The 21,446-nt window shown below is 68.0% G+C and carries 16 protein-coding genes and 1 riboswitch; of the genes, 8 read left to right on the top strand and 8 right to left on the bottom strand.

Annotated elements, in window-relative coordinates:
- Positions 1 to 34 precede the first annotated feature (34 nt).
- On the bottom strand, positions 35 to 1,576 hold the full coding sequence (locus tag GOALK_RS21240; RefSeq protein WP_035752284.1) for a hypothetical protein: 1,542 nt from the start codon (positions 1,574 to 1,576) through the stop codon (positions 35 to 37).
- Positions 1,577 to 1,757: 181 nt separating this feature from the next.
- Between GOALK_RS21240 and secA2 the strand changes: the two genes are divergently transcribed.
- From secA2 to gcvP, 8 genes are all read left to right on the top strand, one after another.
- On the top strand, positions 1,758 to 4,118 hold the full coding sequence (gene secA2 / locus GOALK_RS21245) for an accessory Sec system translocase SecA2 (RefSeq protein ID WP_040004407.1): 2,361 nt from the start codon (positions 1,758 to 1,760) through the stop codon (positions 4,116 to 4,118).
- Positions 4,115 to 4,741 (top strand): CDP-alcohol phosphatidyltransferase family protein, encoded by a 627-nt coding sequence (locus GOALK_RS21250; RefSeq protein WP_006360903.1) that lies wholly within the window; start codon positions 4,115 to 4,117, stop codon positions 4,739 to 4,741. Before secA2 ends, GOALK_RS21250 begins: the two co-directional genes overlap by 4 nt.
- Positions 4,742 to 4,761: 20 nt before the next feature.
- On the top strand, positions 4,762 to 5,166 hold the full coding sequence (gene gcvH, locus GOALK_RS21255; RefSeq protein WP_006360904.1) for a glycine cleavage system protein GcvH: 405 nt from the start codon (positions 4,762 to 4,764) through the stop codon (positions 5,164 to 5,166).
- 349 nt (positions 5,167 to 5,515) lie between these two features.
- Positions 5,516 to 5,968, top strand: a complete 453-nt coding sequence (gene garA, locus GOALK_RS21260; RefSeq protein WP_005199386.1) for a glycogen accumulation regulator GarA — start codon at positions 5,516 to 5,518, stop codon at positions 5,966 to 5,968.
- 42 nt (positions 5,969 to 6,010) lie between these two features.
- Entirely contained in the window at positions 6,011 to 6,697 is a 687-nt protein-coding gene (gene ftsR, locus GOALK_RS21265; protein WP_006360905.1) for a transcriptional regulator FtsR, read from the top strand.
- 157 nt (positions 6,698 to 6,854) lie between these two features.
- Entirely contained in the window at positions 6,855 to 7,367 is a 513-nt protein-coding gene (locus GOALK_RS21270; protein WP_006360906.1) for a bifunctional nuclease family protein, read from the top strand.
- Between the two features lie 255 nt (positions 7,368 to 7,622).
- Positions 7,623 to 8,264, top strand: coding sequence for a MerR family transcriptional regulator (locus GOALK_RS21275; protein ID WP_006360907.1), 642 nt, complete (start codon positions 7,623 to 7,625; stop codon positions 8,262 to 8,264).
- A gap of 97 nt (positions 8,265 to 8,361) precedes the next feature.
- Positions 8,362 to 8,460, top strand: a riboswitch (glycine riboswitch).
- A gap of 173 nt (positions 8,461 to 8,633) precedes the next feature.
- Complete coding sequence (gene gcvP / locus GOALK_RS21280) at positions 8,634 to 11,504, top strand: aminomethyl-transferring glycine dehydrogenase (RefSeq protein ID WP_006360908.1); 2,871 nt, start codon at positions 8,634 to 8,636, stop codon at positions 11,502 to 11,504.
- A gap of 3 nt (positions 11,505 to 11,507) precedes the next feature.
- Here the strand turns inward: gcvP and GOALK_RS21285 are convergent, their stop codons facing one another.
- The 7 genes from GOALK_RS21285 to gnd form a co-directional block, all read right to left on the bottom strand.
- A complete protein-coding gene (locus GOALK_RS21285) occupies positions 11,508 to 12,740 on the bottom strand; it encodes a substrate-binding domain-containing protein (RefSeq protein WP_006360909.1) in 1,233 nt (410 codons plus the stop codon).
- A gap of 135 nt (positions 12,741 to 12,875) precedes the next feature.
- Positions 12,876 to 15,068 (bottom strand): malate synthase G, encoded by a 2,193-nt coding sequence (locus GOALK_RS21290; protein WP_006360910.1) that lies wholly within the window; start codon positions 15,066 to 15,068, stop codon positions 12,876 to 12,878.
- 75 nt (positions 15,069 to 15,143) lie between these two features.
- Entirely contained in the window at positions 15,144 to 16,034 is an 891-nt protein-coding gene (locus GOALK_RS21295) for a hypothetical protein (RefSeq protein WP_006360911.1), read from the bottom strand.
- On the bottom strand, positions 16,031 to 17,104 hold the full coding sequence (locus tag GOALK_RS21300; protein WP_006360912.1) for a hemolysin family protein: 1,074 nt from the start codon (positions 17,102 to 17,104) through the stop codon (positions 16,031 to 16,033). The genes GOALK_RS21295 and GOALK_RS21300 overlap by 4 nt, the downstream gene beginning before the upstream one ends.
- Positions 17,097 to 18,518 (bottom strand): hemolysin family protein, encoded by a 1,422-nt coding sequence (locus GOALK_RS21305; RefSeq protein WP_006360913.1) that lies wholly within the window; start codon positions 18,516 to 18,518, stop codon positions 17,097 to 17,099. The genes GOALK_RS21300 and GOALK_RS21305 overlap by 8 nt, the downstream gene beginning before the upstream one ends.
- Before the next feature lies 1 nt (position 18,519).
- The gene (gene guaB1 / locus GOALK_RS21310) at positions 18,520 to 19,953 is read right to left on the bottom strand and encodes a GMP reductase (RefSeq protein ID WP_006360914.1); all 1,434 of its coding nucleotides are present in this window, start codon (positions 19,951 to 19,953) and stop codon (positions 18,520 to 18,522) included.
- Positions 19,954 to 19,969: 16 nt separating this feature from the next.
- Complete coding sequence (gene gnd / locus GOALK_RS21315) at positions 19,970 to 21,427, bottom strand: NADP-dependent phosphogluconate dehydrogenase (protein ID WP_006360915.1); 1,458 nt, start codon at positions 21,425 to 21,427, stop codon at positions 19,970 to 19,972.
- Positions 21,428 to 21,446 lie beyond the last annotated feature (19 nt).

The raw sequence follows: 21,446 nt of genomic DNA on the forward strand, positions 1-21,446 counted from the left end.
GCGCCGTCCCACTCGGAGTCCGGCCGGTGCCGAGTCAGTAGTGCGCGGCCTTGATGAACTGTCCGTCGAGTGAATACATGCCCTTCGACGCGTCGACCCGCGCCATCTCGATGCGGATCACGAAGGCCGTGTCGTCGCGGAGATGCGGCTCGATGACATCGATGGCGACGGCCCCGTGATCGTAGTCGGGGACCGAACCGCGCTTCATCGCGTCGTCGCGCACACGGTCGAACAATCGCGGTGAGATCGCGTCGAAGGAGAAACCGTCGGGCCGGTAGCTTCCCTCGACGCCGCTGACCGCCGGGAACTTGCCCGGCACGATGACGATCTGCCCGTCACTGGTGGATGTCCGGTACTGCATCAGGACACCGCCACTGTTCTGGATGCTGCTGGCGCTGATGATCGGGGTGTTGTCGGCGATACCGCGGATCACGAACTGGTCGAGGGCCGCTGCGTTAGGGGCGATGCCGGCGAGCGGCAGCGCGGCGCGGCCCACCGCGAAAGCGGTGTCGAAGTCCGCGGGGTCGAAGAACGTCGCGACGGTGCCGTCGGAGCGCGCCTCGATCTCGACGTCGTGGATGAAAGCGTCGCCGGGATCGAACGAACCGGTGAGGACGACGGGCTCGTTCGCCGCCGGACGTCGGATCTCGAATCCGTCGAGTTGGGCATCCGGCACGATGGGCGTGACCTCGGCGTGCATGGACCCGACGATGTCGCCCAGCGAACCCGGGTTGATCGAGGCCGCGTCGAAGGTCTTGTCCGCCCGGTCCATGGTGCGGGTCGCCGACGCATTGGAACCCCCGTCCCAGACGTTGATGTTCGTCGCGCGGCCGTTCGTGGGATCGAACACGATGGCCTGATCGGAGGTCGAATCGAGATTGTAGCTCAGGCGCAACAGATTTCGGGTCGCGCCGGGTCCGAGGTAGTCGACGATCTCGTCGAGGAGTCGTTGGTGGCGCTCGGCGAGTGTGGCCTCGGCGTCGTCGGCGTCGTCGATGTCGACGGCCGAACCGAAGGACGGCATCGACGGGACCGAGATCGTCCAGCTCTCGGCGACACCGAAGAGCAGGGCGACGGCCGTCACGAGGGTCACCGCGGGATAGATGACCGCCCACCGGCCGGGGTGGTCGTCGAACTCGGGGGTGTCGGTCTGATCGCGCGGCGGCAACTGGTCGGGCGGCAGCGTCGTGAACGGGCTCGACGCCAGCGCCTGGAAATGCCCCTTGCTCATCGAGGTGATCCATCGCGCCTCGTAGGCGGTGTCATTCGGCGGGTTGACGGTCGCGGTCACCATCGTCGGCTGCATGTCCTCGGCCCCGAGGCTGCTGCGCGTGAGCGCCCCGACCTCGATCTGCGGTGCGTCTCGCGTGACACCGCGCCGGAACTCCGGCAGCTCGGACACCCGCGACGCGCGCGGACTGATCGCGATCCCCAGGAAGACCAGCGGAACACCGAAGGACAAGGCGACCCACCAGGCGTTGAACGCGCCGAGTCCGATACCGGTCGCCACCAGCATCCCGGCCAGGACGGCCCGGACCAGACGTAGGCGTGTCCTGCTCGAGAGGGTCGCGCTCATCAGCCGTCCTAGGGTGAGGGGAGCAGGGGCGAAATGCGTCAGGGGCGAAATCGGTGGACTGATCATAATGTCGCCGACCCTGCGCTACCAGGGGCCGCGTACCGTTGTTGCTGACCTGACGGCGCCGCGAGGCCCGACGGGTCGTGTAGGTGGCCGGGAAACGATCAGGAGAAGTGTTTCGGTGGGAAAGCTGAGCAACAGCATGTGGCGACTTCTGGGCGCCCAGTCGACTCGCAACCAGTCGAAGTCGCTGAGTGTGATCAAGGAGGCCGAGACCCACACCGATTGGGCAGCCGAACTCGCCGACGACGCCTTCGTCGGTGAGGCCGAGAAGCTCGACATCGGGTCCAAGCCCGGCGACCGGGCGAAGTTCCTGGCGCTCGTCCGGGAGGCCGCGGACCGCTCGATCAACCTGCGCCCCTTCGACGTCCAGCTGCAGGGCGCGCTGCGTCTCCTCGAGGGCGACATCGTCGAGATGGCCACCGGTGAGGGCAAGACGCTCGCCGGTGCGATCGCCGCGATCGGGTATGTCCTCGAAGGACACCAGGTCCATGTCATCTCGGTCAACGACTACCTCGCCACCCGCGACGCCGAGTGGATGAAGCCGCTCTTCGACGTCTTCGGCATTGCGGTGCATGCCATCTCGGAGAACTCCAGCCGCGAGGAGCGTCGACGCGCCTACGCCGGCGACGTCACCTACGGTTCGGTCAACGAGATCGGATTCGACGTCCTCCGCGACCAGCTGGCCCTGTCCGAGGCCGACCTCGTCTCACCCAAGCCCGACGTCGCGATCATCGACGAGGCCGACTCGGTGCTCGTCGACGAGGCACTCGTGCCGCTGGTGCTGGCCGGATCGACCGAGACCGAGGTTCCCGACCAGGCCATCCACGACGTGGTGTCGCGGATGAAGAAGAAGCACTACGAGGTCGACGCCGAGGGCCGCAACGTGACGCTCACCGACGAGGGTGCGGCCTTCGTCGAGGAGGAACTCGGCGGGATCAACCTCTACAGCGAGGAACACGTCGGCTCCACGCTCGTGCACGTCAGCATCGCGATGCACGCCCACTACCTGCTGGAACGCGACATCCATTACATCGTCCGCGACGGCGGGGTCCACCTGATCAACGCCTCGCGCGGCCGCGTGGCCCAGCTGCAGCGTTGGCCGGACGGCGTCCAGGCGGCCGTCGAACTCAAGGAGGGGCTCGCCCAGACCGACTCGGGCGAGGTCATCGACACCATCACGGTGCAGGCGCTCATCGGCCGCTACCCGAAGGTGTGCGGCATGACCGGTACGGCGCTCGCCGCCGGAGAGCAGTTCCGGCAGTTCTACGACCTCCGGGTGTCGCAGATCCCGCCGAACACCGAGAACATCCGCACCGATCTGCCCGACCGGGTCTACGACACCAAGGCCAACAAGGTCGAGGCGATCGTGGCCTACGTCAAGGAGATCCACGAGACCGGCCAGCCGGTCCTCATCGGCACCCACGACGTCGCCGAGTCCGAGGAGCTCGCGTACTTCCTCGAGAAGGCGGGTGTGTCGTCGGTGGTCCTCAACGCCAAGAACGACGCGCAGGAGGCGAAGATCATCGCCGAGGCCGGCGCGCTGAACGCGGTGACGGTCTCGACGCAGATGGCTGGTCGTGGTACCGACATCCGGCTGGGCGGCTCGGCCGACGACGCCGCCGCCCGCGACGCGGTCGTCGAGCTCGGTGGACTGTGCGTGGTCGGCACCGGACGGCACGACACCGAGCGTCTCGACAGCCAGTTGCGGGGTCGCGCCGGACGCCAGGGCGACCCCGGCACGTCGGTCTTCTTCTCCAGCCTCGAGGACCCGGTCGTCACCAAGAACCTCGCGTTCAAGCGTGATCCGGTGTCGCCCAACGAGGACGGCTCGATGGGCAGCAAGGGCATCGACCTCATCGAGCAGGCGCAGCGGATCGCCGAGGGCGTCCGCCTGGAGTTGCACGCCAACACCTGGCGCTACAACAAGCTCGTCAACCAGCAGCGCGACATCATCGTCGACCGGCGCATGAAGATCCTCACCACGGACACCGCGCTCGACGAGCTCGCCGAACTCGAACCGGAGCGCTACGCCGAACTGACGGGGGAGAAGCCCACGACGTCGGGCGACGCGGAGAAGTCGGACGAAACGTCGAAGGCCGCCACCGAGACCGTGCCGCGAGAGGTGCTGAGCCAGGCGGCCCGCGAGATCGTGCTCTACCACCTCGACCGTGCGTGGGCAGACCATCTCGCGTTCGTCTCCGATGTCCGGGCGAGCATCCATCTGCGGTCGTTGGGTAAGGAGAGCCCGCTCGACGAGTTCCACCGGATGATCCTCGCGGAGTTCTCCGATCTGCCCGCCAAGGCGCTCGAGAAGGCACGGGAGACGTTCCGGGAGGCCGAGATCACCGCGGACGGAGTCGACCTCGGTTCCTCGGATCTGCACCGCTCGACGACGACGTGGACCTACATGGTCCACGACAACCTCTTCTCCTCCGGCGGGGCGAAGACGCTGCAGGGCATCATCGGGATCTTCCGGTGACCGAACCGGAGGCGGCACCCACGCCGGCTCCGGACCGGATCGTGACGGTGCCGAACGCGCTCAGCGTGCTTCGGCTCGTCCTCATCCCGGTCTTCCTCTGGCTGCTGCTCGTCGAGAAGGCCGACGGGTGGGCGTTCGCGGTGTTGATCTTCTCCGGGGTCTCCGACTGGCTCGACGGGAAACTCGCGCGGCTGCTCGATCAGTCCTCGCGGATCGGGGCCCTGCTCGACCCGGCGGCCGACCGGCTGTACATCGTGATCATCCCGCTGGCCTTCGGCGTGCGGGAGTTCATCCCGTGGTGGCTCATCGGCATCATCATCGGGCGCGACGTACTGCTGTTCGCCACGGCACCGCTGCTGCGCTCGCGCGGTGTGTTCGCACTCCCGGTGCTCTACATCGGCAAGGCGGCGACCTTCGCGCTGATGAGCGCGTTCCCGTGGCTGCTCGCCGGACAGATCGATGCGGTGAGCGGCTTCGCCTACCCGATCGGGTGGGCGTTCATGATCTGGGGCGTGGGGCTCTACCTGTGGTCCTTCGTCCTGTACTGGTATCAGACGATCCTGGTGATGCGACACATGCCGTCGCGCCGTCAGGCCGACACCTCCCCAGACAGTAGAGTCTGACGGGAACGAAAGGGGCCCTTGTGACCGACAGCAAAGTGCCAGAAGACCTGCGCTATACCGCAGAACATGAGTGGATCGAGAAGATCGGGCCGACGGCCGTGCGCATCGGCATCACCGACTTCGCGCAGGATGCGCTCGGCGACGTGGTGTTCGTGCAGCTGCCCGACTCCGGTGCAGAGGTCACCGTCGGCGAGTCCTTCGCCGAGGTCGAGTCGACCAAGAGTGTCTCCGACATCTTCGGGCCGTTGACCGGTACCGTCAGCGCGGTCAACGACGCACTGGACGCCTCACCGGAACTGGTCAATTCGGACCCGTACGGTGAGGGCTGGCTGGTGGAGATCGAGGCCGCCGACGAGGCGACCCTCGACGAGCAACTGGGTGATGTTCTCGACGCCGCGGGCTACCGCGCCGTCATCGAAGGGTAGGACTTCCCGCCGATACGCCCCGGTGGCTCTGATCGACCTGGCTGATCGCCCCGGTGACGATATGATCGACCGTGCCGGAGTCGACTCGCTCGCCGGTGCGATCGACATGACCGGTACGGTTACGGCAGTGGGAAAGAGGCGTGACGTGAACCAACTTCGCGATCATGCACCGAGATCTACCCGTCCGCACATGTCATGTAGATTCAACCGGCCATCGTGGCGAGAGCCGACTCCGAGCCGACGCGAGACCGCGATCGGGACCGGAGACGTGGACGGCCGGACAGTGCGGCTGGCCGAACAGTGCGGTGTGCACTGACAGTGCGATTGCACTGACGACGACGAAGGAGAAGTGGTGAGCGAAAACGACAGGGACTTCGAGGCGCCGGTGGAGACCACCTCGGTGTTCCGGGAGGAGTTCATCAATGAACTCGATGCCGGAACCAGCACCTCGAGTGAGCCGGCCGAGACGGGAGTCGAGCGACTCGCTCCCGGGACCGCGCTGCTTGTCGTGAAGCGGGGACCCAACGCGGGATCGCGGTTCCTCCTCGACCAGCCGACGACCTCCGCAGGTCGGCATCCCGACAGCGACATCTTCCTCGACGATGTGACGGTCAGCCGTCGTCACGCGGAATTCCGTCTCGGCGACAACGAGTTTCAGGTCGTCGACGTGGGCAGCCTCAACGGCACCTACGTCAACCGGGAGCCCGTCGACACCGCATCGCTGAGCAACGGCGACGAAGTCCAGATCGGCAAGTTCCGTCTGGTCTTCCTCAGCGGACCACGCGACGAAGCCGACGCCTGATACGTCGTGACGGCGTCCACAGCCCCCCGCGGCGAGGGATCGATGTCCATCGGCACGGTCCTCGCCCAGTTGCGTGATGACTTCCCAGACATCACGATCTCGAAGATCCGGTTCCTGGAATCGGAGGGTCTGGTGACCCCGGAGCGGGCGCCGTCCGGCTATCGGCGATTCAGCGAAGCCGACTGTGAACGGTTGCGCTTCGTACTGACCGCCCAGCGGGACCGGTATCTCCCGCTGAAGGTCATCAAGGAACAGCTCGACGCGATCGACAACGGGAACGGTGGCTTCGGTTCCGGCGGGACCGTGGCGTTGTCCACGGCCCGCGGCACCGTGGCCCCCGCAACCGATTTCGGTGCGCGCGCCGGGCGGGTGTCCCGGGAGACGCTGATCGAGCGCACGGGCGTCGACTCGGCGTTCGTGACCGAACTGCAGCGCAACGGACTGCTGACCCCCGGACCGGCCGGCTTCTTCGACGAGGATGCGGTGCGCCTCGTCGAGGCCGCCGCGGCGCTGGCCAGCTATGGACTCGAGACGCGCCATCTGCGTGCCTTCAAGGTGTCCGCGGACCGGGAGGCCGGTCTGGTCGCCCAGATCGCCAACCCCATAGCCAAGGGCAAGGGGACCGGTGCGCGAGACCGCGCCGAGGAACTCGTCCGCGAGATCGCGGCGCTGTCGGTGACCCTGCACACGCAGTTGGTCAAGTCGGCCGTCCGCGACGTGCTCGACTGAACTCTTCCTCGACCAGCACACTCCGCGTTCCCCGGGGTCCTCATCGGGCCGGAATGATCGTGTCGCGCAGCAGCGAGTCGGCCGCCGTGTATCGCCTGAGCGGTGTAGCGTCGAGGTCATCAATCGATCGCCCTACGAGGCGTCTGGGAGGTGCGAGATGAGCGAGATGCGTGTGGTGGGCATCAGGGTCGAGCCCCCGCAGAGTCAGCCCGTGCTCCTACTCCGTGAGGTCGACGGCGAGCGCTACCTGCCGATCTGGATCGGACAGAGTGAGGCCGCGTCGATCGCCTTGCGTCAGAAGGGGATCGAGCCGCCCCGCCCGCTGACCCACGACCTGATCGTGAACCTCATCCGCGAGTTCGGCCAGACGCTCCTCGAGGTGCGCATCGTCGACATGCAAGAGGGCACCTTCTATGCCGAGATGATCTTCTCGGGCGATCTCCGGGTGTCCGCGCGGCCGTCGGATTCCATCGCCGTCGCGATGCGTGCCGAGGTGCCGATCATCGCCGACGAAGAGGTCCTCGCCGAGGCCGGTCTGCTGATCCCGGAAGAGGAGCCCGAGGACGCCACCGCCGAGTCGGTCGACGGGACCAAAGAGGACGAGGTCGAGAAGTTCAAGGAATTCCTCGACAACGTCTCGCCCGACGATTTCAAGGCCAGCGGCGCCTGAGGCTGTACCCGGTCACGGAACGGCAACCGAGAGGTCACCGTATGTCTCAATCTCAACTTGAGGTTGAGCCACATGGCGCGTCGCGTTGATCCGGTGTCCCGCGCGGCATAGCGTCAAACCCGACATCGAGCACCACTCACGGGCCGATGAAGATGTGATCGGCTGACCCGAGCAGGGCCTGGACCGCGTACTGTGGACGTGGATGTCAGGCATGTGATGCGGCATCCGGTCCGAGCTTTGCGAGGGAGACATCAAGTGGGCGATCGTCCGGTCGACAGTGAAGTGACGTCGAGCGACCCGTCACCCGACCACGCTGTGTCCGATCGCCCCGCGGGCCCGACCCAGGGCAGCCTCGAGGAGATCGCACCGGGTCTCTTCCCCGACGACACCGTGCCCGACGAGCTCGTCGGCTACCGCGTGCCGAGTGCCTGCCAGATCGCCGGCATCACCTACCGCCAGCTCGACTACTGGGCTCGCACCTCGCTGGTCGTCCCGTCGATCCGCGGCGCCGCCGGCTCGGGCAGCCAGCGTCTGTACTCGTTCAAGGACATCCTCGTCCTCAAGATCGTCAAGCGACTGCTCGACACCGGCATCTCGCTGCAGAACATCCGTGTCGCCGTCGACCACCTCCGCAAGCGTGGCGTCGAGGATCTGGCGAAGATCACCCTGTTCTCCGACGGCACGACCGTCTACGAATGCACCTCCGCCGAAGAGGTGGTCGACCTCCTCCAGGGTGGGCAGGGAGTGTTCGGCATCGCGGTCAGCGGTGCGATGCGCGAGCTGACCGGCACCATCGCCGATTTCCCGGGGGAACGCGCCGACGGCGGCGTCAGCGAGACGGCACCCGAGGACGAGCTCGCGGCGCGACGCAAGAGCCGCACCCGTCGCACCGGTTAGCACCGCCCCTCACAGCATCCCGTCACGTGATCCTCACGACTCTCGCGATGTCGTCTGGACCAACACGGCAACGACCTGCGTACACTGGTGCGCGCGTCGCTACGCCACGGGAGAGCGTCACCGAGCAGTACGGGTGACCGCCGAAGGAGCAACACCTCTCCGTCAAACTCTCAGGCACCCGGACCGTGGTGGTGACGGCGTCTCTGGAAAGTGACGATCAGTCGTCCGCCCACGGTGAAAGGTCGTCACGCAACGTCGCGTGGCACCGAATCTCTCAGGCGTCCTCCCGGCCACCGGCCGGCGACATGACAGAGGGGGAGGGCGAGCCTGCCGGCACCGCGCCGGCGCCTGCGAGAGGTTGCCCTCATCATGCCCTCAGCCGACCCGTCGTCAGCGCCAGTCACCTTCGTGGACCGCCACGTCGGACCCGACCCCGACGAGACGCAGCGCATGCTCTCGGTGATCGGTGTGTCGTCGCTCGACGAACTGGCCCATCGCGCCATCCCCGCGGTCATCGCGGACGAACTCGACTCGAACGTGCTGGGCGCACTGCCGCAGCCGCAGAGTGAGAGCGAGGTGCTCGCCGAGCTCAGCGGGCTCGCGGCCCGTAACACCGCGGCCCGTTCGATGATCGGCCTCGGCTACTACGGCACCCACACGCCCGGCGTCATCCTGCGCAACGTCCTGGAGAACCCGGCCTGGTACACCGCGTACACGCCGTACCAGCCGGAGATCAGCCAGGGACGCCTCGAGGCGCTGCTGAACTTCCAGACCATGGTCGCCGACCTCACCGGCATGGAGGTGGCGAACGCGTCGATGCTCGACGAGGCCACCGCGGCCGCCGAGGCGATGACGTTGCTTCGGCGCGCCGGCAAGTCCAAGTCGCCACGTGTCGTCGTCGACGCCGATCTCTTCCCGCAGACCCGTGCGGTGATCGAGACCCGCGCCGAGCCGCTCGGCATCGCGGTCGTCGAGGCGTCGCTGGATTCGGAGCGGCCGGACCACGGCCTGCCCGACGGCGACTTCTTCGGCGTCATCCTGCAGGTGCCCGGCGCGTCGGGCCGCATCGTCGACGCCGCTCCGATCATCGCCGCCGCGCACGAACGTGGCGCCCTGGTCGCGGTCGGTGGCGACCTCCTCGCACTGACGCTCATCACGCCGCCGGGGGAGCAGGGCGCGGATGCGTGCTTCGGCACCACGCAGCGTTTCGGCGTGCCGATGGGCTTCGGCGGTCCGCACGCCGGTTACCTCGCGGTCGGTTCGAAGCACGCCCGCCAGCTGCCGGGGCGACTGGTCGGCATCTCCAAGGACGCCGACGGCAACCTCGCCTACCGCCTGGCCTTGCAGACCCGTGAGCAGCACATTCGCCGTGAGAAGGCCACCAGCAACATCTGTACGGCGCAGGTTCTGCTCGCCGTGATGGCCGCAATGTACGCGTCATACCACGGACCGGAGGGGCTCCGGGCCATCGCGCGCCGCACCCACGACGCCGCGGTCCGCCTGGCGAACTCGCTGGCGGCGGGCGGCTTCTCGGTCGCACACGGCTCGTTCTTCGACACCGTCGAGGTCCGTGCTCCCGGCCAGGCCGATGTGATCATCGCCCAGGCTCGCCGCGAGGGCATCAACCTCCGCCGCGTCGACACCGACACCGTCTCCATCGCCTGCGACGAGACCACCACCGAGGCCGACCTCGACGGTGTACTGCGGGCGTTCGGCGCCACCGGTGTGCAACCGCTCGACTTCGCCCAGCCCATCGAGAACCGCACCAGCGAGTACCTGACGCACCCGGCGTTCAACCGGTACCGCACCGAGACGGCGATGCTGCGCTACCTGCGGGCCTTGTCCGACAAGGACATCGCGCTCGACCGCAGCATGATTCCGCTCGGCTCCTGCACCATGAAGCTCAACGCGACCACGGAGATGGAACCCATCACCTGGCCCGGGTTCGCCGGTCTCCACCCGTTCGCGCCGGTGGAGGACACCGTCGGCATCCGCGAGCTGATCTCCACCCTCGAGGACTGGCTCGTCGCCGTCACCGGCTACGACCGCGTGAGCCTGCAGCCGAACGCGGGGTCGCAGGGTGAGTTCGCCGGACTGCTCGCGATCCGGGGGTACCACCGCAGCCGGGGCGACATCGACCGCGACATCTGCCTGATCCCGTCGAGCGCCCACGGCACCAACGCCGCGTCGGCGGTCATGGCGGGCATGCGCGTCGTCGTGGTCGGCTGCCGGGAGAACGGCGACGTCGATCTCGAGGATCTGCGCGCGAAGATCGCCGCGAACGAGGGCCGGATCGCGGCCATCATGATCACCTACCCGTCGACGCACGGCGTTTTCGAGCACGACATCCGCGACATCTGCGGTGCCGTCCACGACGCCGGCGGCCAGGTCTACGTCGACGGTGCCAACCTCAACGCCCTGGTCGGCGTGGCACGTCCGGGTCATTTCGGCGGCGACGTCAGCCACCTGAACCTGCACAAGACCTTCTGCATCCCGCACGGCGGCGGCGGCCCGGGCGTGGGTCCGGTTGCGGTACGCGAGCACCTCGCACCGTTCCTGCCCGGGCACCCCCTCGCCGACGAATTGCCCGGCACCGCGACCATCGCCGCGGCACCGTACGGGTCGGCGACGATCCTGCCGATCACCTACGCCTACATCGCGATGATGGGTGCGGCCGGTCTACGCCGGGCGACGCTGACGGCCATCACCGCGGCGAACTACGTCGCCAAGCGGCTCGGCGACCACTACCCGGTGCTCTACACCGGCGAGGGCGGCTTCGTCGCGCACGAGTGCATTCTCGACCTCAGGGCGATCACCAAGGAGACCGGCGTTTCGGTCGACGATGTGGCAAAGCGCTTGGCCGACTATGGTTTCCACGCGCCGACCATGAGCTTCCCGGTGGCCGGCACGTTGATGGTCGAGCCCACCGAGAGCGAGAATCTCGACGAGATCGACGCGTTCTGCGACGCCATGATCGCCATCCGCGAGGAGATCGACCGGGTCGGCAGCGGCGAGTGGCCGGTCGACGACAACCCGCTGCGCGGGGCACCGCACACCGCCGAGGCGCTGGTGGGCGAGTGGGACCACCCGTACTCGCGAGAGATCGCGGTCTACCCGCAGGGACTCCCGTCGGCCGGTGCCCGGGCCAAGGTGTGGCCCTCGGTGCGTCGTATCGACGGCGTGTACGGCGACCGCAACCTGGTGTGCAGCTGCGCGCCGATCGAGGCCTACAGCAGCTGAGGGCTACCCGCCCGCGGTTCCCGAAGGTGCCGGCGAGACCGCAGAGCTCGCCGGCACACTCGTCGGTCCGTAGACGACGCGGTTGATGGCGACGATCGCGCCGTCCTCCGGCGTGGGCATCGGATCGCGGGTTCGCGGGAAGGTGACCGTGGCGGTGGCCGACGGCATCGGGGCGTCGCCGCGGAAGCCGAGTTCGGTGAGCAGCTTCAGCTGTTCGGGCTGTGATGCGTAGGAGATGAAGTCCGCGACCGCGTCGGCCGCGACGTCTCCGACCTCCGGGCCGGAGAGACGGATGATCGGGTAGTCCGCGATCGGCGTCGGTCCGGACGGGATCACCTCTGACAGCCGCGCGGGCTGGTCGGTCTTGGTGATCTGGTACAGCCGCTGCTCGGTGATCGGCACGGCGTGGATCTCGGCTTTGGCCGGGTCGGCGGCATTGGCGATCGCGGTGGCCGCGCCCTGCGGGGTTCCATCGGGCGAGAGCGGCGCGCCGCCGAGCATCGCCTTCACGCTGGAGGTCACCCGCGGCGACTCGGCGTCGGCGGTGGTCAGCGGGCCGGTCGTCCGTGTCACGCGGGTGGCGACGGCCTGCGCCGCCAGTGCACTGGCATCGGACTGGGCGCCGATCGGCATCGCCATGCGCAACGAGCCCCAGCCCTGCAGGCCGAACTCGGTGAGCGAGGCGTCGCGTTGCTGCAGGAGCGGGATCTGCGACCAGTCGAGCTGGTCGCCGGCGGCCTTGGCGAGTTCGGGCGAGACCGCGAGAACGACCGGTGTCGAGACGAGTGAACGGGAGTTGCCCTCGATCAGATCGGGTTTGGCCGTGGCCAGATCCGCCGACCACACCGACGACTGCGGCACCCAGGCAGCGGGGTAGGCACCCATCGACTCGGCGTCCCACTTCCCGGTCAGGCCGTCGAGGGTGATCTTCGCGTCGCCGGGCCGGACGGCGATGGTGACGCAGTGGTCGCGGACCACCGGTTTCGTGTTCGTGAAGGAGGTCGCGATCGCGGCGAGCCCGGGTGCGATGTCGGGGTCGGCGATGATCGGCACCGACGTGGCGCCCTCGACGCATTGGGCGGCGGCGTCGTCGGCCTGCCGGTTGATGCGGTCACCGAGGTCGCGCCAGGTGACCACGATGGCGGCGACGAGCAGAATCGACAGCAGTGCGAAGACGACACCTCGGCTGACGCCACGGTTGCGGATACTCTCGCCGCGGTTCCGATGATGTGCCAACGCCGATGCCCTCCCTGCTCTGAGCGTGCTGTCCCCGGGCTCCACCCGGTCGATGTGCAGCGCAGGGTACGACGATACGCCGTGCCGGTCCACCGGGGACCGGCACGGTCGTATCAGTGCGTCGTGACCGAGGTGTCAGCCGGCCGCGTTGGCGGCCTTGTACTCGCGGCGACGGCGATGCAGGATCGGCTCGGTGTAGCCGCTGGGCTGCGTCGTGCCCTCGAGGATCAGCTCCTTGGCCGCCTGGAAGGCGATGTTGGAGTCGAAGTCCGGGGCCATCGGCTTGTAGGCCTTGTCGCCGGCGTTCTGGCGGTCGACGACCGGGGCCATCCGCTCGAGCGATGCGACGATGTCGGCCTCGGAGACGATGCCGTGGCGCAGCCAGTTCGCCAGCAGCTGGCTGGAGATACGCAGGGTGGCGCGGTCCTCCATCAGTGCGACGTCGTGGATGTCGGGCACCTTCGAGCAGCCGACGCCGGCATCGATCCAGCGGACCACGTAGCCCAGGATCGACTGGCAGTTGTTGTCGAGTTCCTGCTGCTTCTCCTCGTCGGACCAGTCGGTCTTCGCGGCCAGCGGCACGGTGAGGATGTCGTCGACCGACGCCGGGTCGCGCTTGGCGATCTCGTCCTGACGTTCGAAGACGTCGACCTGGTGGTAGTGCAGCGCGTGCAGGGTCGCGGCGGTCGGCGAGGGCACCCATGCGGTGGTGGCGCCGGCCTTGGGGTGACCGATCTTCTGCTCGAGCATGTCGGCCATCAGGTCCGGCATGGCCCACATGCCCTTGCCGATCTGCGCCTTGTGCTGCAGGCCGGCGTGCAGGCCGGTGTCGACGTTGAAGTCCTCGTACGCCGCGATCCACTTCTGCTTTTTCATCTCGGCCTTGCGCACCATGGCGCCGGCCTCCATGGAGGTGTGGATCTCGTCGCCGGTGCGGTCGAGGAAGCCGGTGTTGATGAACACCACGCGCTCCGAGGCGGCCTTGATACATGCCTTCAGGTTGACCGTGGTGCGGCGTTCCTCGTCCATGATGCCGACCTTGAGCGTGTTGGCGGGCAGGCCGAGCACCTGCTCGACGCGACCGAACAGCTCGACGGTGAAGGCGACCTCGTCGGGGCCGTGCATCTTCGGCTTCACGATGTAGACCGAACCGGTCCGCGAGTTCTGCAGACCCTCTGCGCTCAGGCCGTGGATGCCGATCAGCGAGGTGACCAGGCCGTCGAGGATGCCCTCGGGAACCTCATTGCCGTCGGCGTCGAGGATCGCGTCGTTGGTCATCAGGTGACCGACGTTGCGCACGAACAGCAGCGAACGGCCGTGGAGGTCGAAGCCGGTGCCGTCGGGAGCGGTGTACTCGCGGTTGCCGTTGAGCACACGGGTGAAGGTCTTGCCACCCTTGGTGACCTCTTCGGACAGATCGCCCTTGTTCAGGCCCAGCCAGTTGCGGTAGCCGGTGACCTTGTCCTCGGCGTCGACCGCGGCGACCGAGTCCTCGAAGTCCATGATCGTGGTGATCGCGGACTCGACGACGACGTCCTTGATGCCGGCCGGATCGGTGGAACCGATCGGCGAGGAGGGATCGATCTCGATGTCGAGGTGAAGACCGTTGTTGCGCAGCAGGATCGAGGACGGTGAGCCGGCGTCGCCGCGGTAGCCGACGAAGGCGGCCGGATCGGCCAGCGTCGAGGTCGCGCCCCCGTCGAGGGTCACCTGCAGGGCGCCGTCCTGAACGGCGAAGGACCGCACGTCGGTGTAGCTGCACTGCTCGAGCGGGACCGCCTTGTCCAGGAAGTCCTTGGCGTAGGCGATGACCTTGTCGCCGCGCACCTTGTTGTACGACGAACCCTTCTCGGCGCCGTCGGTCTCCGGGATCGCGTCGGTGCCGTACAGGGCGTCGTAGAGCGAACCCCAGCGGGCGTTGGAGGCGTTCAGCGCGAACCGGGCGTTGAGGACCGGCACGACCAGCTGCGGACCGGCGGTCTCGGCGATCTCGCGGTCCACATTGCCGGTGGTGATCTGGAAGTCGGCCGGGACCTCGGCGAGGTAACCGATCTCGGTCAGGAAGGACTTGTAGGCGTCGAAATCCGCAGAGCCCGGGGTGAGGTCGGCGCCCTGGTGATCGCGGTGCCAGGCGTCGATCTTGGTTTGCAGATCGTCGCGGACGGCGAGCAGCTCACGGTTGCGTGGGGCGAGGTCGGCGATCACCGATGCCGCACCCGACCAGAAGGCGTCGGCCTCTACACCGGTACCGGGCAACGCCTCGTTGTTGATGAAGTCGTACAGGACGGAAGCGACCTGCAACCCGTTGACGGTGATCCGGTCCGACATGATTGCCTTTCTCGAGCGAATGAAGACGACATCCATGCTACTAGCCGGTAACGCTGAACCGTACAGGCGTCCTGTTTAGGCGTGGCGAGCGATCTCGGCCAGGTGCGTACACCGCCCCAACACCTCCGCGCGGAGTTGTGTTCCGGCGTCGGCGATGGCCGATTGTTCCCGGACGTATTCGGCTCGTCCGGCGGGGGTCTCGATCGGGACCGGCTCATATCCCAGGTGGCGCAGGTCGTACGGACTCGCACGCATGTCGAGGTCACGAGCGCGCAGCGCCAGTTCGAAGCAGTCGACGGTGAGGTCGGCGGGCAACAGCGGCGCCAGGGTGAAGCAGTGCCGGTAGAGGTCCATGGTCGCGTGCAGGCACCCCGGCTGTTCGTGGTCGATCTGCGACGCACGGTTCAGCTCGTTCTCGTTGCGCGGCCGCGCCGGCTCGGTGAAGAAGCGGTACGCGTCGAAGTGCGTGCAGCGCAACGGCATCTGTTCGACGACCCGGTCGGTGCCGGCGGCACCCAGACGCAAGGGGATGTCGTGCCGGGTCTCGTCGGTGCGGTAGACCATGGCCCACTCGTGGAGCCCGAAGCAGCCCAGCCGGGCCGGACGCGCGGCGGTGGCGTCGAGCAGATCCACCGTGGCCTGCAGTGCGTCGCGGCGGCGTCGGACGTAGTCGATGCCCACGTGCACACCGGAGTCGGCACGTTCGTAGCCGCGCAGGGGCAGGAACTCGTCGGCGTCCTCGAGACGCACGCCGAAGCCCGGATGCCAGCGCAGCACATGGGACGGCCGCGACGAGTAGTAGGTGAACAGGAAGTCGACGACGGGATGCTTGCCGCCCTTGCGGCGCGCCTCCAGGTACGGACCGATGAGCGCGTCGACGCGTCCCTGATGCTCGTCGCGCCGGGCCCGCCACTCGCGGCCCGTCAACACGGTCTGCTCTTCCACGTGCGCGGTCACGGTCGTCACACCCGGTGGGTCTCGTCCCGGACGTTGCCGACGAACTCCTCGACGAGGTCGGCGAGCGGGACGATGCCGATCGTGCGGCCGTTGTCGTCAACGACGGCGCCCAGGTGCGAGCTGGTGCGGCGCAGCACGGTGGTCGCCTCGTCGAGGGGTGTGTTGGACGCGATGACCGGCAGCGGGCGGATCTTGTCGACACCGATGATGGTGTCCGGGCCGATGTGCTCGTCGAGGATCTCGTCGAGGACGTCCTTCAGATGCAGGTAACCGGTGAACGTGCCGTCGGATCCGCGGACCGGGAAGCGGGAGAACCCGGTCTCGCTGACGGCCTTCTCGACGGCGCCGAGTGTCGGGCCGATCCCGCCGGTCGCCGACACCTGGACCTTGACGCTGCGCATCTTCTCGAGGGGGATCATCACCTCGGCGACGGTGCGGCCGATGGACTGCAGAGCGCGGGTGAGGCGCTCGTGTTCCTCGGCATCGATGAGACCTTCCTGCTTGGACTCGCCGAGCATCTGCGCCAGCTCGCCCAGCGACACCGTGGACTCGAGTTCGTCCTTCGGTTCCACGCGCATCAGGCGCAGCGAGATGTTGGCGAGCCAGTTGTAGAAGGAGATGAGCGGACGCACCAGGCGGATGAACATCAGGTGCACCGGGACCAGCAGCATCGCCGCCGACTCGGGTCCCGCGAGGGCGATGTTCTTCGGCACCATCTCACCCAGCAGGATGTGCAGCACCACCACCAGCGACAACGCGATGGCGAACGAGATCGGGTGCAGCAGCGCGTGCGGCACGTGCGCGAGTTCCAGCGGTTTCTCGATGAGGTGCGCGACCGCGGGTTCGCCGACGCGGCCGAGCAGGATCGAACAGATCGTGATGCCCAGCTGGGCGCCGGCCAGCATCAGCGACAGGTTCTCACCGGCCTTGATGACGGTTCGTGCACGACTCTTGCCGCTCTCGGCCAACGCCTCGAGCCGGTCGCGGCGCGCCGAGATCAGCGAGAACTCGGCGCCGACGAAGAAGGCGTTGCCGCCCAGCAGTGCGAAGGCGAGGACGACAGCCCAGAGGTCACCCATCTCCGGCCTCCGTGTCTCGTGGCTCGTCGCCGAGGGAGTCGCCGGCGGGGGCCGGTCGCAATGCGACGACGTCGATGCGTCGGCCGTCCATCTGGGCGACGGTGGCCCGCCAGGTGATGTCGTCGCGGGCTTCGGGCATCTCGGGCGAGTCGTCGTCGCCGTCGCCGACCGGGGAGCGGCGGGGCAGGTCGACGACGTCGTCGACCGTGGGAATGCGTCCGAGGCAGTACATGATCAGGCCGCCGAGCGTGTCGTACGGACCGTCGGGGGCGTGATAGCCGGTCGCGTCGTAGAGCTCGTCGATGCGCAGCAGCCCCGCACAGAGATAGCCGTTGCCGTCGATCGCGACGTCGGCGCGCTCGTCGTCGTGTTCGTCGGTGACGTCGCCGAGGATCTCCTCGATGAGGTCCTCGGTGGTGACGATGCCCGCGGTCCCGCCGTATTCGTCGATGACGACGCACAGCTCCATGCCGTCGGCGCGGATGCGTTGCATCAGAGCGTCGCCGTCGAGGCTGGCGGGGACGCGCGGCACGCTGCGTGCGATCGAGGTGACGCGCGTGGTGGCCTGACGCTCGGGCGGGATGGTGAACGCCTGCTTGATGTGGACCACGCCGACGAGGTCGTCGAGGTCACCGTCGACGACGACGGGGAAACGCGAGTGCCCGGTGCGCGACGACGCCATCACGAGATCGCGGACGGTGTCCTCGCGGTCGAGGGTGTCGATGGTGACTCGCGGCGTCATCAGATCCTCGGCGGTCAGCTCACCGAAGCGCAGCGAACGGTCCACCAGCGTGGCGGTCTGCTCGTCGAGCGCGCCGCGCCGGGCCGAGTTGCGGACCAGCGACACGAGTTCCTGCGGTGAGCGGGCCGAGGCGAGCTCGTCGGTCGGTTCGATGCCCAACCGGCGGACGATCCAGTTCGCGGTGCCGTTGAGTCCGTTGATCGCCCAGCGGAAGACCGCGGAGAACGCCGTCATCGGACCCGATGTGGCACGGGCGACGGCCAGCGACTTGGCGATCGCGAGATTCTTCGGGATCAGCTCACCCAGGACCATCGACAGCGACGTGGCGATGACGAGAGCGAGGATCAGCGACGTCGCCGAGGCGACCGAGGGACTCACCCCGGCCGCTTCCAGCGGCGGCTTGATGATGCGGGCGAGGACGGGTTCGGCGATGTAGCCGGTGATCAGCGTGGTGATCGTGATGCCGAGCTGGGCGCCGGACAACTGGAACGACAGCGTCGAATGCGCGCGCTGCACCAGCCGTGCGCGCCGGTCCCCGCGCTTGGCCACGTCCGCCGAGATCGTCGAGCGTTCCAAGGCGGTCAACGAGAACTCGGCAGCGACGAACAGCGCCGTGCCCAGCGTGAGGGCGATGAAGCCGATCAGGCTGGCGACGAGAAGCAGGATCTCCACGTCACCACCCGCCCGGCAGGGGACGCCCTTCGGCGAAACCGGCGGGCGACTGGACTCCGAGGACGACCTTGTCGTGCAGTTCCCGCAGGTTCCTGGCCCCCGTATAGGTTGCGGTGCTGCGAATCCCGGAACAGATGTGGTCGATGAGGTCCTCGACGCCGGGACGATCGGGATCGAGCCGGATCCGGGACGACGAGATGCCCTCCTCGAAGAGACTCTTGCGGGCACGGTCGTACGGGCTGTCGCCGGTCGACCGCGCGGCCACCGCCCGCTTCGACGCCATACCGAAACTCACCTTGTACGGGCCCTGCTCGTCCTCGAGGAGATCGCCGGGTGATTCGTGGGTGCCCGCGAACCACGAGCCCACCATCACGTTCGACGCACCGGCCGCCAGCGCCAGGGCGATGTCGCGCGGATGACGGACACCGCCGTCGGCCCACACCGACGCACCGTGACTCGCTGCGACCCCGGCACATTCGGCCACCGCGGAGAACTGCGGCCGACCCACGCCGGTCATCATCCGGGTGGTGCACATCGCGCCCGGGCCGACGCCGACCTTGATGATCGACGCGCCGGCGGCGATGAGGTCGAGGGTGCCCTCCGCGGAGACCACGTTGCCCGCCGCGATCGGGACACCGAGTCCCGCATCGGCGACCGACTTCAGTGCGGTCAGCATCTTCTCCTGATGCCCGTGCGCGGTGTCCATGACGAGCACATCGGCACCGGCCGCGACGAGCGCGCGGGCCTTGCCGACCACGTCGCCGTTGATCCCGACGGCCGCGGCGATCCGCAGCTTGCCGGACGCGTCGACGTTCGGTTCGTAGATCGCGTGGCGCAGCGCGCCCACGCGGTTCAGGAGACCCGCCAGCTTGCCGTCGGCGTCGACGAGCACGGCGACGCCGAGGTGGAGGTCGCCGAGCGCGTCGAACACCTCGCGGGGCGGGGTGTCGACGGGCAGGGTGACGATGTCGGGGTCGAGGACCTCGCGGACCCGGGCGAAGCGGTCGACGTCGCGGCACCGCTTCTCGGTGACGACACCCACCGGGCGTCCGTCCTCGGCGACGACCGCGACGCCGTGGGATCGCTTGGGGATCAACGCGACCGCATCGGACACCGAATCCGACGGGGTGAGCGTGACCGGGGTGTCGGCCACGAGGTGGCGCGATTTCACGAACGCGATCGACGACGCGACGGCCTCGATGGGAAGATCCTGCGGGAGGACCACGAGTCCGCCGCGGCGCGCGACCGTCTCGGCCATGCGCTTGCCCGCGACCGCCGTCATGTTCGCCACGACGATCGGGATGGTGGTCCCGCTGCCGTCCGAGGTCGACAGGTCGACATCGAATCGCGAACTGACATCAGACCTGTTGGGGACGATGAAGACATCGTCGTAGGTCAGGTCGTGGGTCGGCCGATGGCCTTCGATGAATCGCACCGGTTCTCGCAGGCTCCTATTCGGTCACTTCCGAGCGGTCGCCGCTCCACAGCGTGTGGAAGGTGCCTTCCTTGTCCACGCGCTTGTAGGTGTGGGCGCCGAAGAAGTCGCGCAGGCCCTGGGTGAGGGCGGCCGGCAGGCGCTCGGCGCGCAGGGCGTCGTAGTACGACAGCGACGAGGCGAAGGCCGGCACCGGGATGCCGAGCAGGGTGGCGGTGGCGACGACGCGGCGCCAGCTGTCGATGCCGACCTCGACCGCTTCGCGGAAGTAGGGGGCGAGGAGCAGGCTGGGCAGCTCGGGATCGTCGGCGTAGGCCTCGCGGATGCGGTTGAGGAACTGCGCGCGGATGATGCAGCCGCCGCGCCAGATGGTGGCAAGCGATCCGCGGTCGACGTTCCAACCGTATTCGGCGCTGCCGGCGGCGATCTGGTCGAAGCCCTGGGCGTAGGCGACGACCTTGGAGGCATACAGCGCGGTCTTGATGTCGGCGATGAACTGCGCCTTGTCGGTGGGCGCGTCCCCGAGGTTGCCCGACGACAGGCCGCGGGCGGCGACGCGCTGGTCGGTGGCGCTGGACAGGGCGCGGGCGAAGACGGCCTCGGCGATGCCGGTGGTCGGGATGCCCAGGTCGAGCGCGGACTTCACGGTCCAGCGGCCGGTGCCCTTCTGGCCGGCGGCGTCGACGATGACGTCGACGAGCGGCTTGCCGGTCTCGGCGTCGACCTGGCTGAGCACGTCGGCGGTGATCTCGATGAGGTAGCTCTCGAGTTCGGTCCCGTTCCACTCGCGGAAGACGTCGGCGATCTCGGCGACGGGCATGTCGAGGGCCTTGCGCATCAGGTCGTAGGCCTCGCCGATGAGCTGCATGTCGGCGTACTCGATGCCGTTGTGGACCATCTTGACGAAGTGGCCGCTGCCGTCGGGACCGATGTGGGTGCAGCAGGGTTCGCCGTCGACCTGGGCGGCGATCGACTCGAGCAGCGGGCCGAGTGATTTGTACGACTCGGCGGGTCCGCCGGGCATGATCGAGGGGCCGTTGAGGGCGCCTTCCTCACCACCGGAGATGCCGGCGCCGACGAAGTTCAGTCCACGCGCCGACATCGCCGCCTCGCGGCGGATGGTGTCGGTGTAGAGGGCGTTACCGCCGTCGATGATGATGTCGCCGGGCTCCATCGCGTCGGCGAGCTCGTTGATCACCGCGTCGGTGGCGTCGCCGGCCTTGACCATGATCAGCACGCGGCGCGGGCGCTCGAGTGCGGCGACGAACTCCGCGACCGTCTCGGTGCGGATGAAATTGCCGTCGCTGCCGTGGTTCTCGAGCAGTGCGTCGGTCTTGGCGATGCTGCGGTTGTGCAGCGCGACCGTGTACCCGTTGCGGGCGAAGTTACGCGCGATGTTCGAACCCATGACGGCCAGACCGGTGACGCCGATCTGAGCTTTCCCGGACGGTGACGATGCCTCGACGTTGTTCATGTCCGACAGCCTATTGCCT

The organism is Gordonia alkanivorans NBRC 16433, assembly GCF_000225505.1.
GTDB classification, from domain to species: domain Bacteria; phylum Actinomycetota; class Actinomycetes; order Mycobacteriales; family Mycobacteriaceae; genus Gordonia; species Gordonia alkanivorans.

Excerpts from the sequence above, each read along its gene's own strand:
- GOALK_RS21240 (WP_035752284.1), bottom strand. The coding sequence starts at position 1,576 with ATGAGCGCGACCCTCTCGAGCAGGACACGCCTACGTCTGGTCCGGGCC.
- ftsR (WP_006360905.1), top strand. The coding sequence starts at position 6,011 with ATGTCCATCGGCACGGTCCTCGCCCAGTTGCGTGATGACTTCCCAGAC.
- GOALK_RS21270 (WP_006360906.1), top strand. The coding sequence starts at position 6,855 with ATGAGCGAGATGCGTGTGGTGGGCATCAGGGTCGAGCCCCCGCAGAGT.
- gcvP (WP_006360908.1), top strand. The coding sequence starts at position 8,634 with ATGCCCTCAGCCGACCCGTCGTCAGCGCCAGTCACCTTCGTGGACCGC.
- GOALK_RS21290 (WP_006360910.1), bottom strand. The coding sequence starts at position 15,068 with ATGTCGGACCGGATCACCGTCAACGGGTTGCAGGTCGCTTCCGTCCTG.
- GOALK_RS21300 (WP_006360912.1), bottom strand. The coding sequence starts at position 17,104 with ATGGGTGACCTCTGGGCTGTCGTCCTCGCCTTCGCACTGCTGGGCGGC.
- gnd (WP_006360915.1), bottom strand. The coding sequence starts at position 21,427 with ATGAACAACGTCGAGGCATCGTCACCGTCCGGGAAAGCTCAGATCGGC.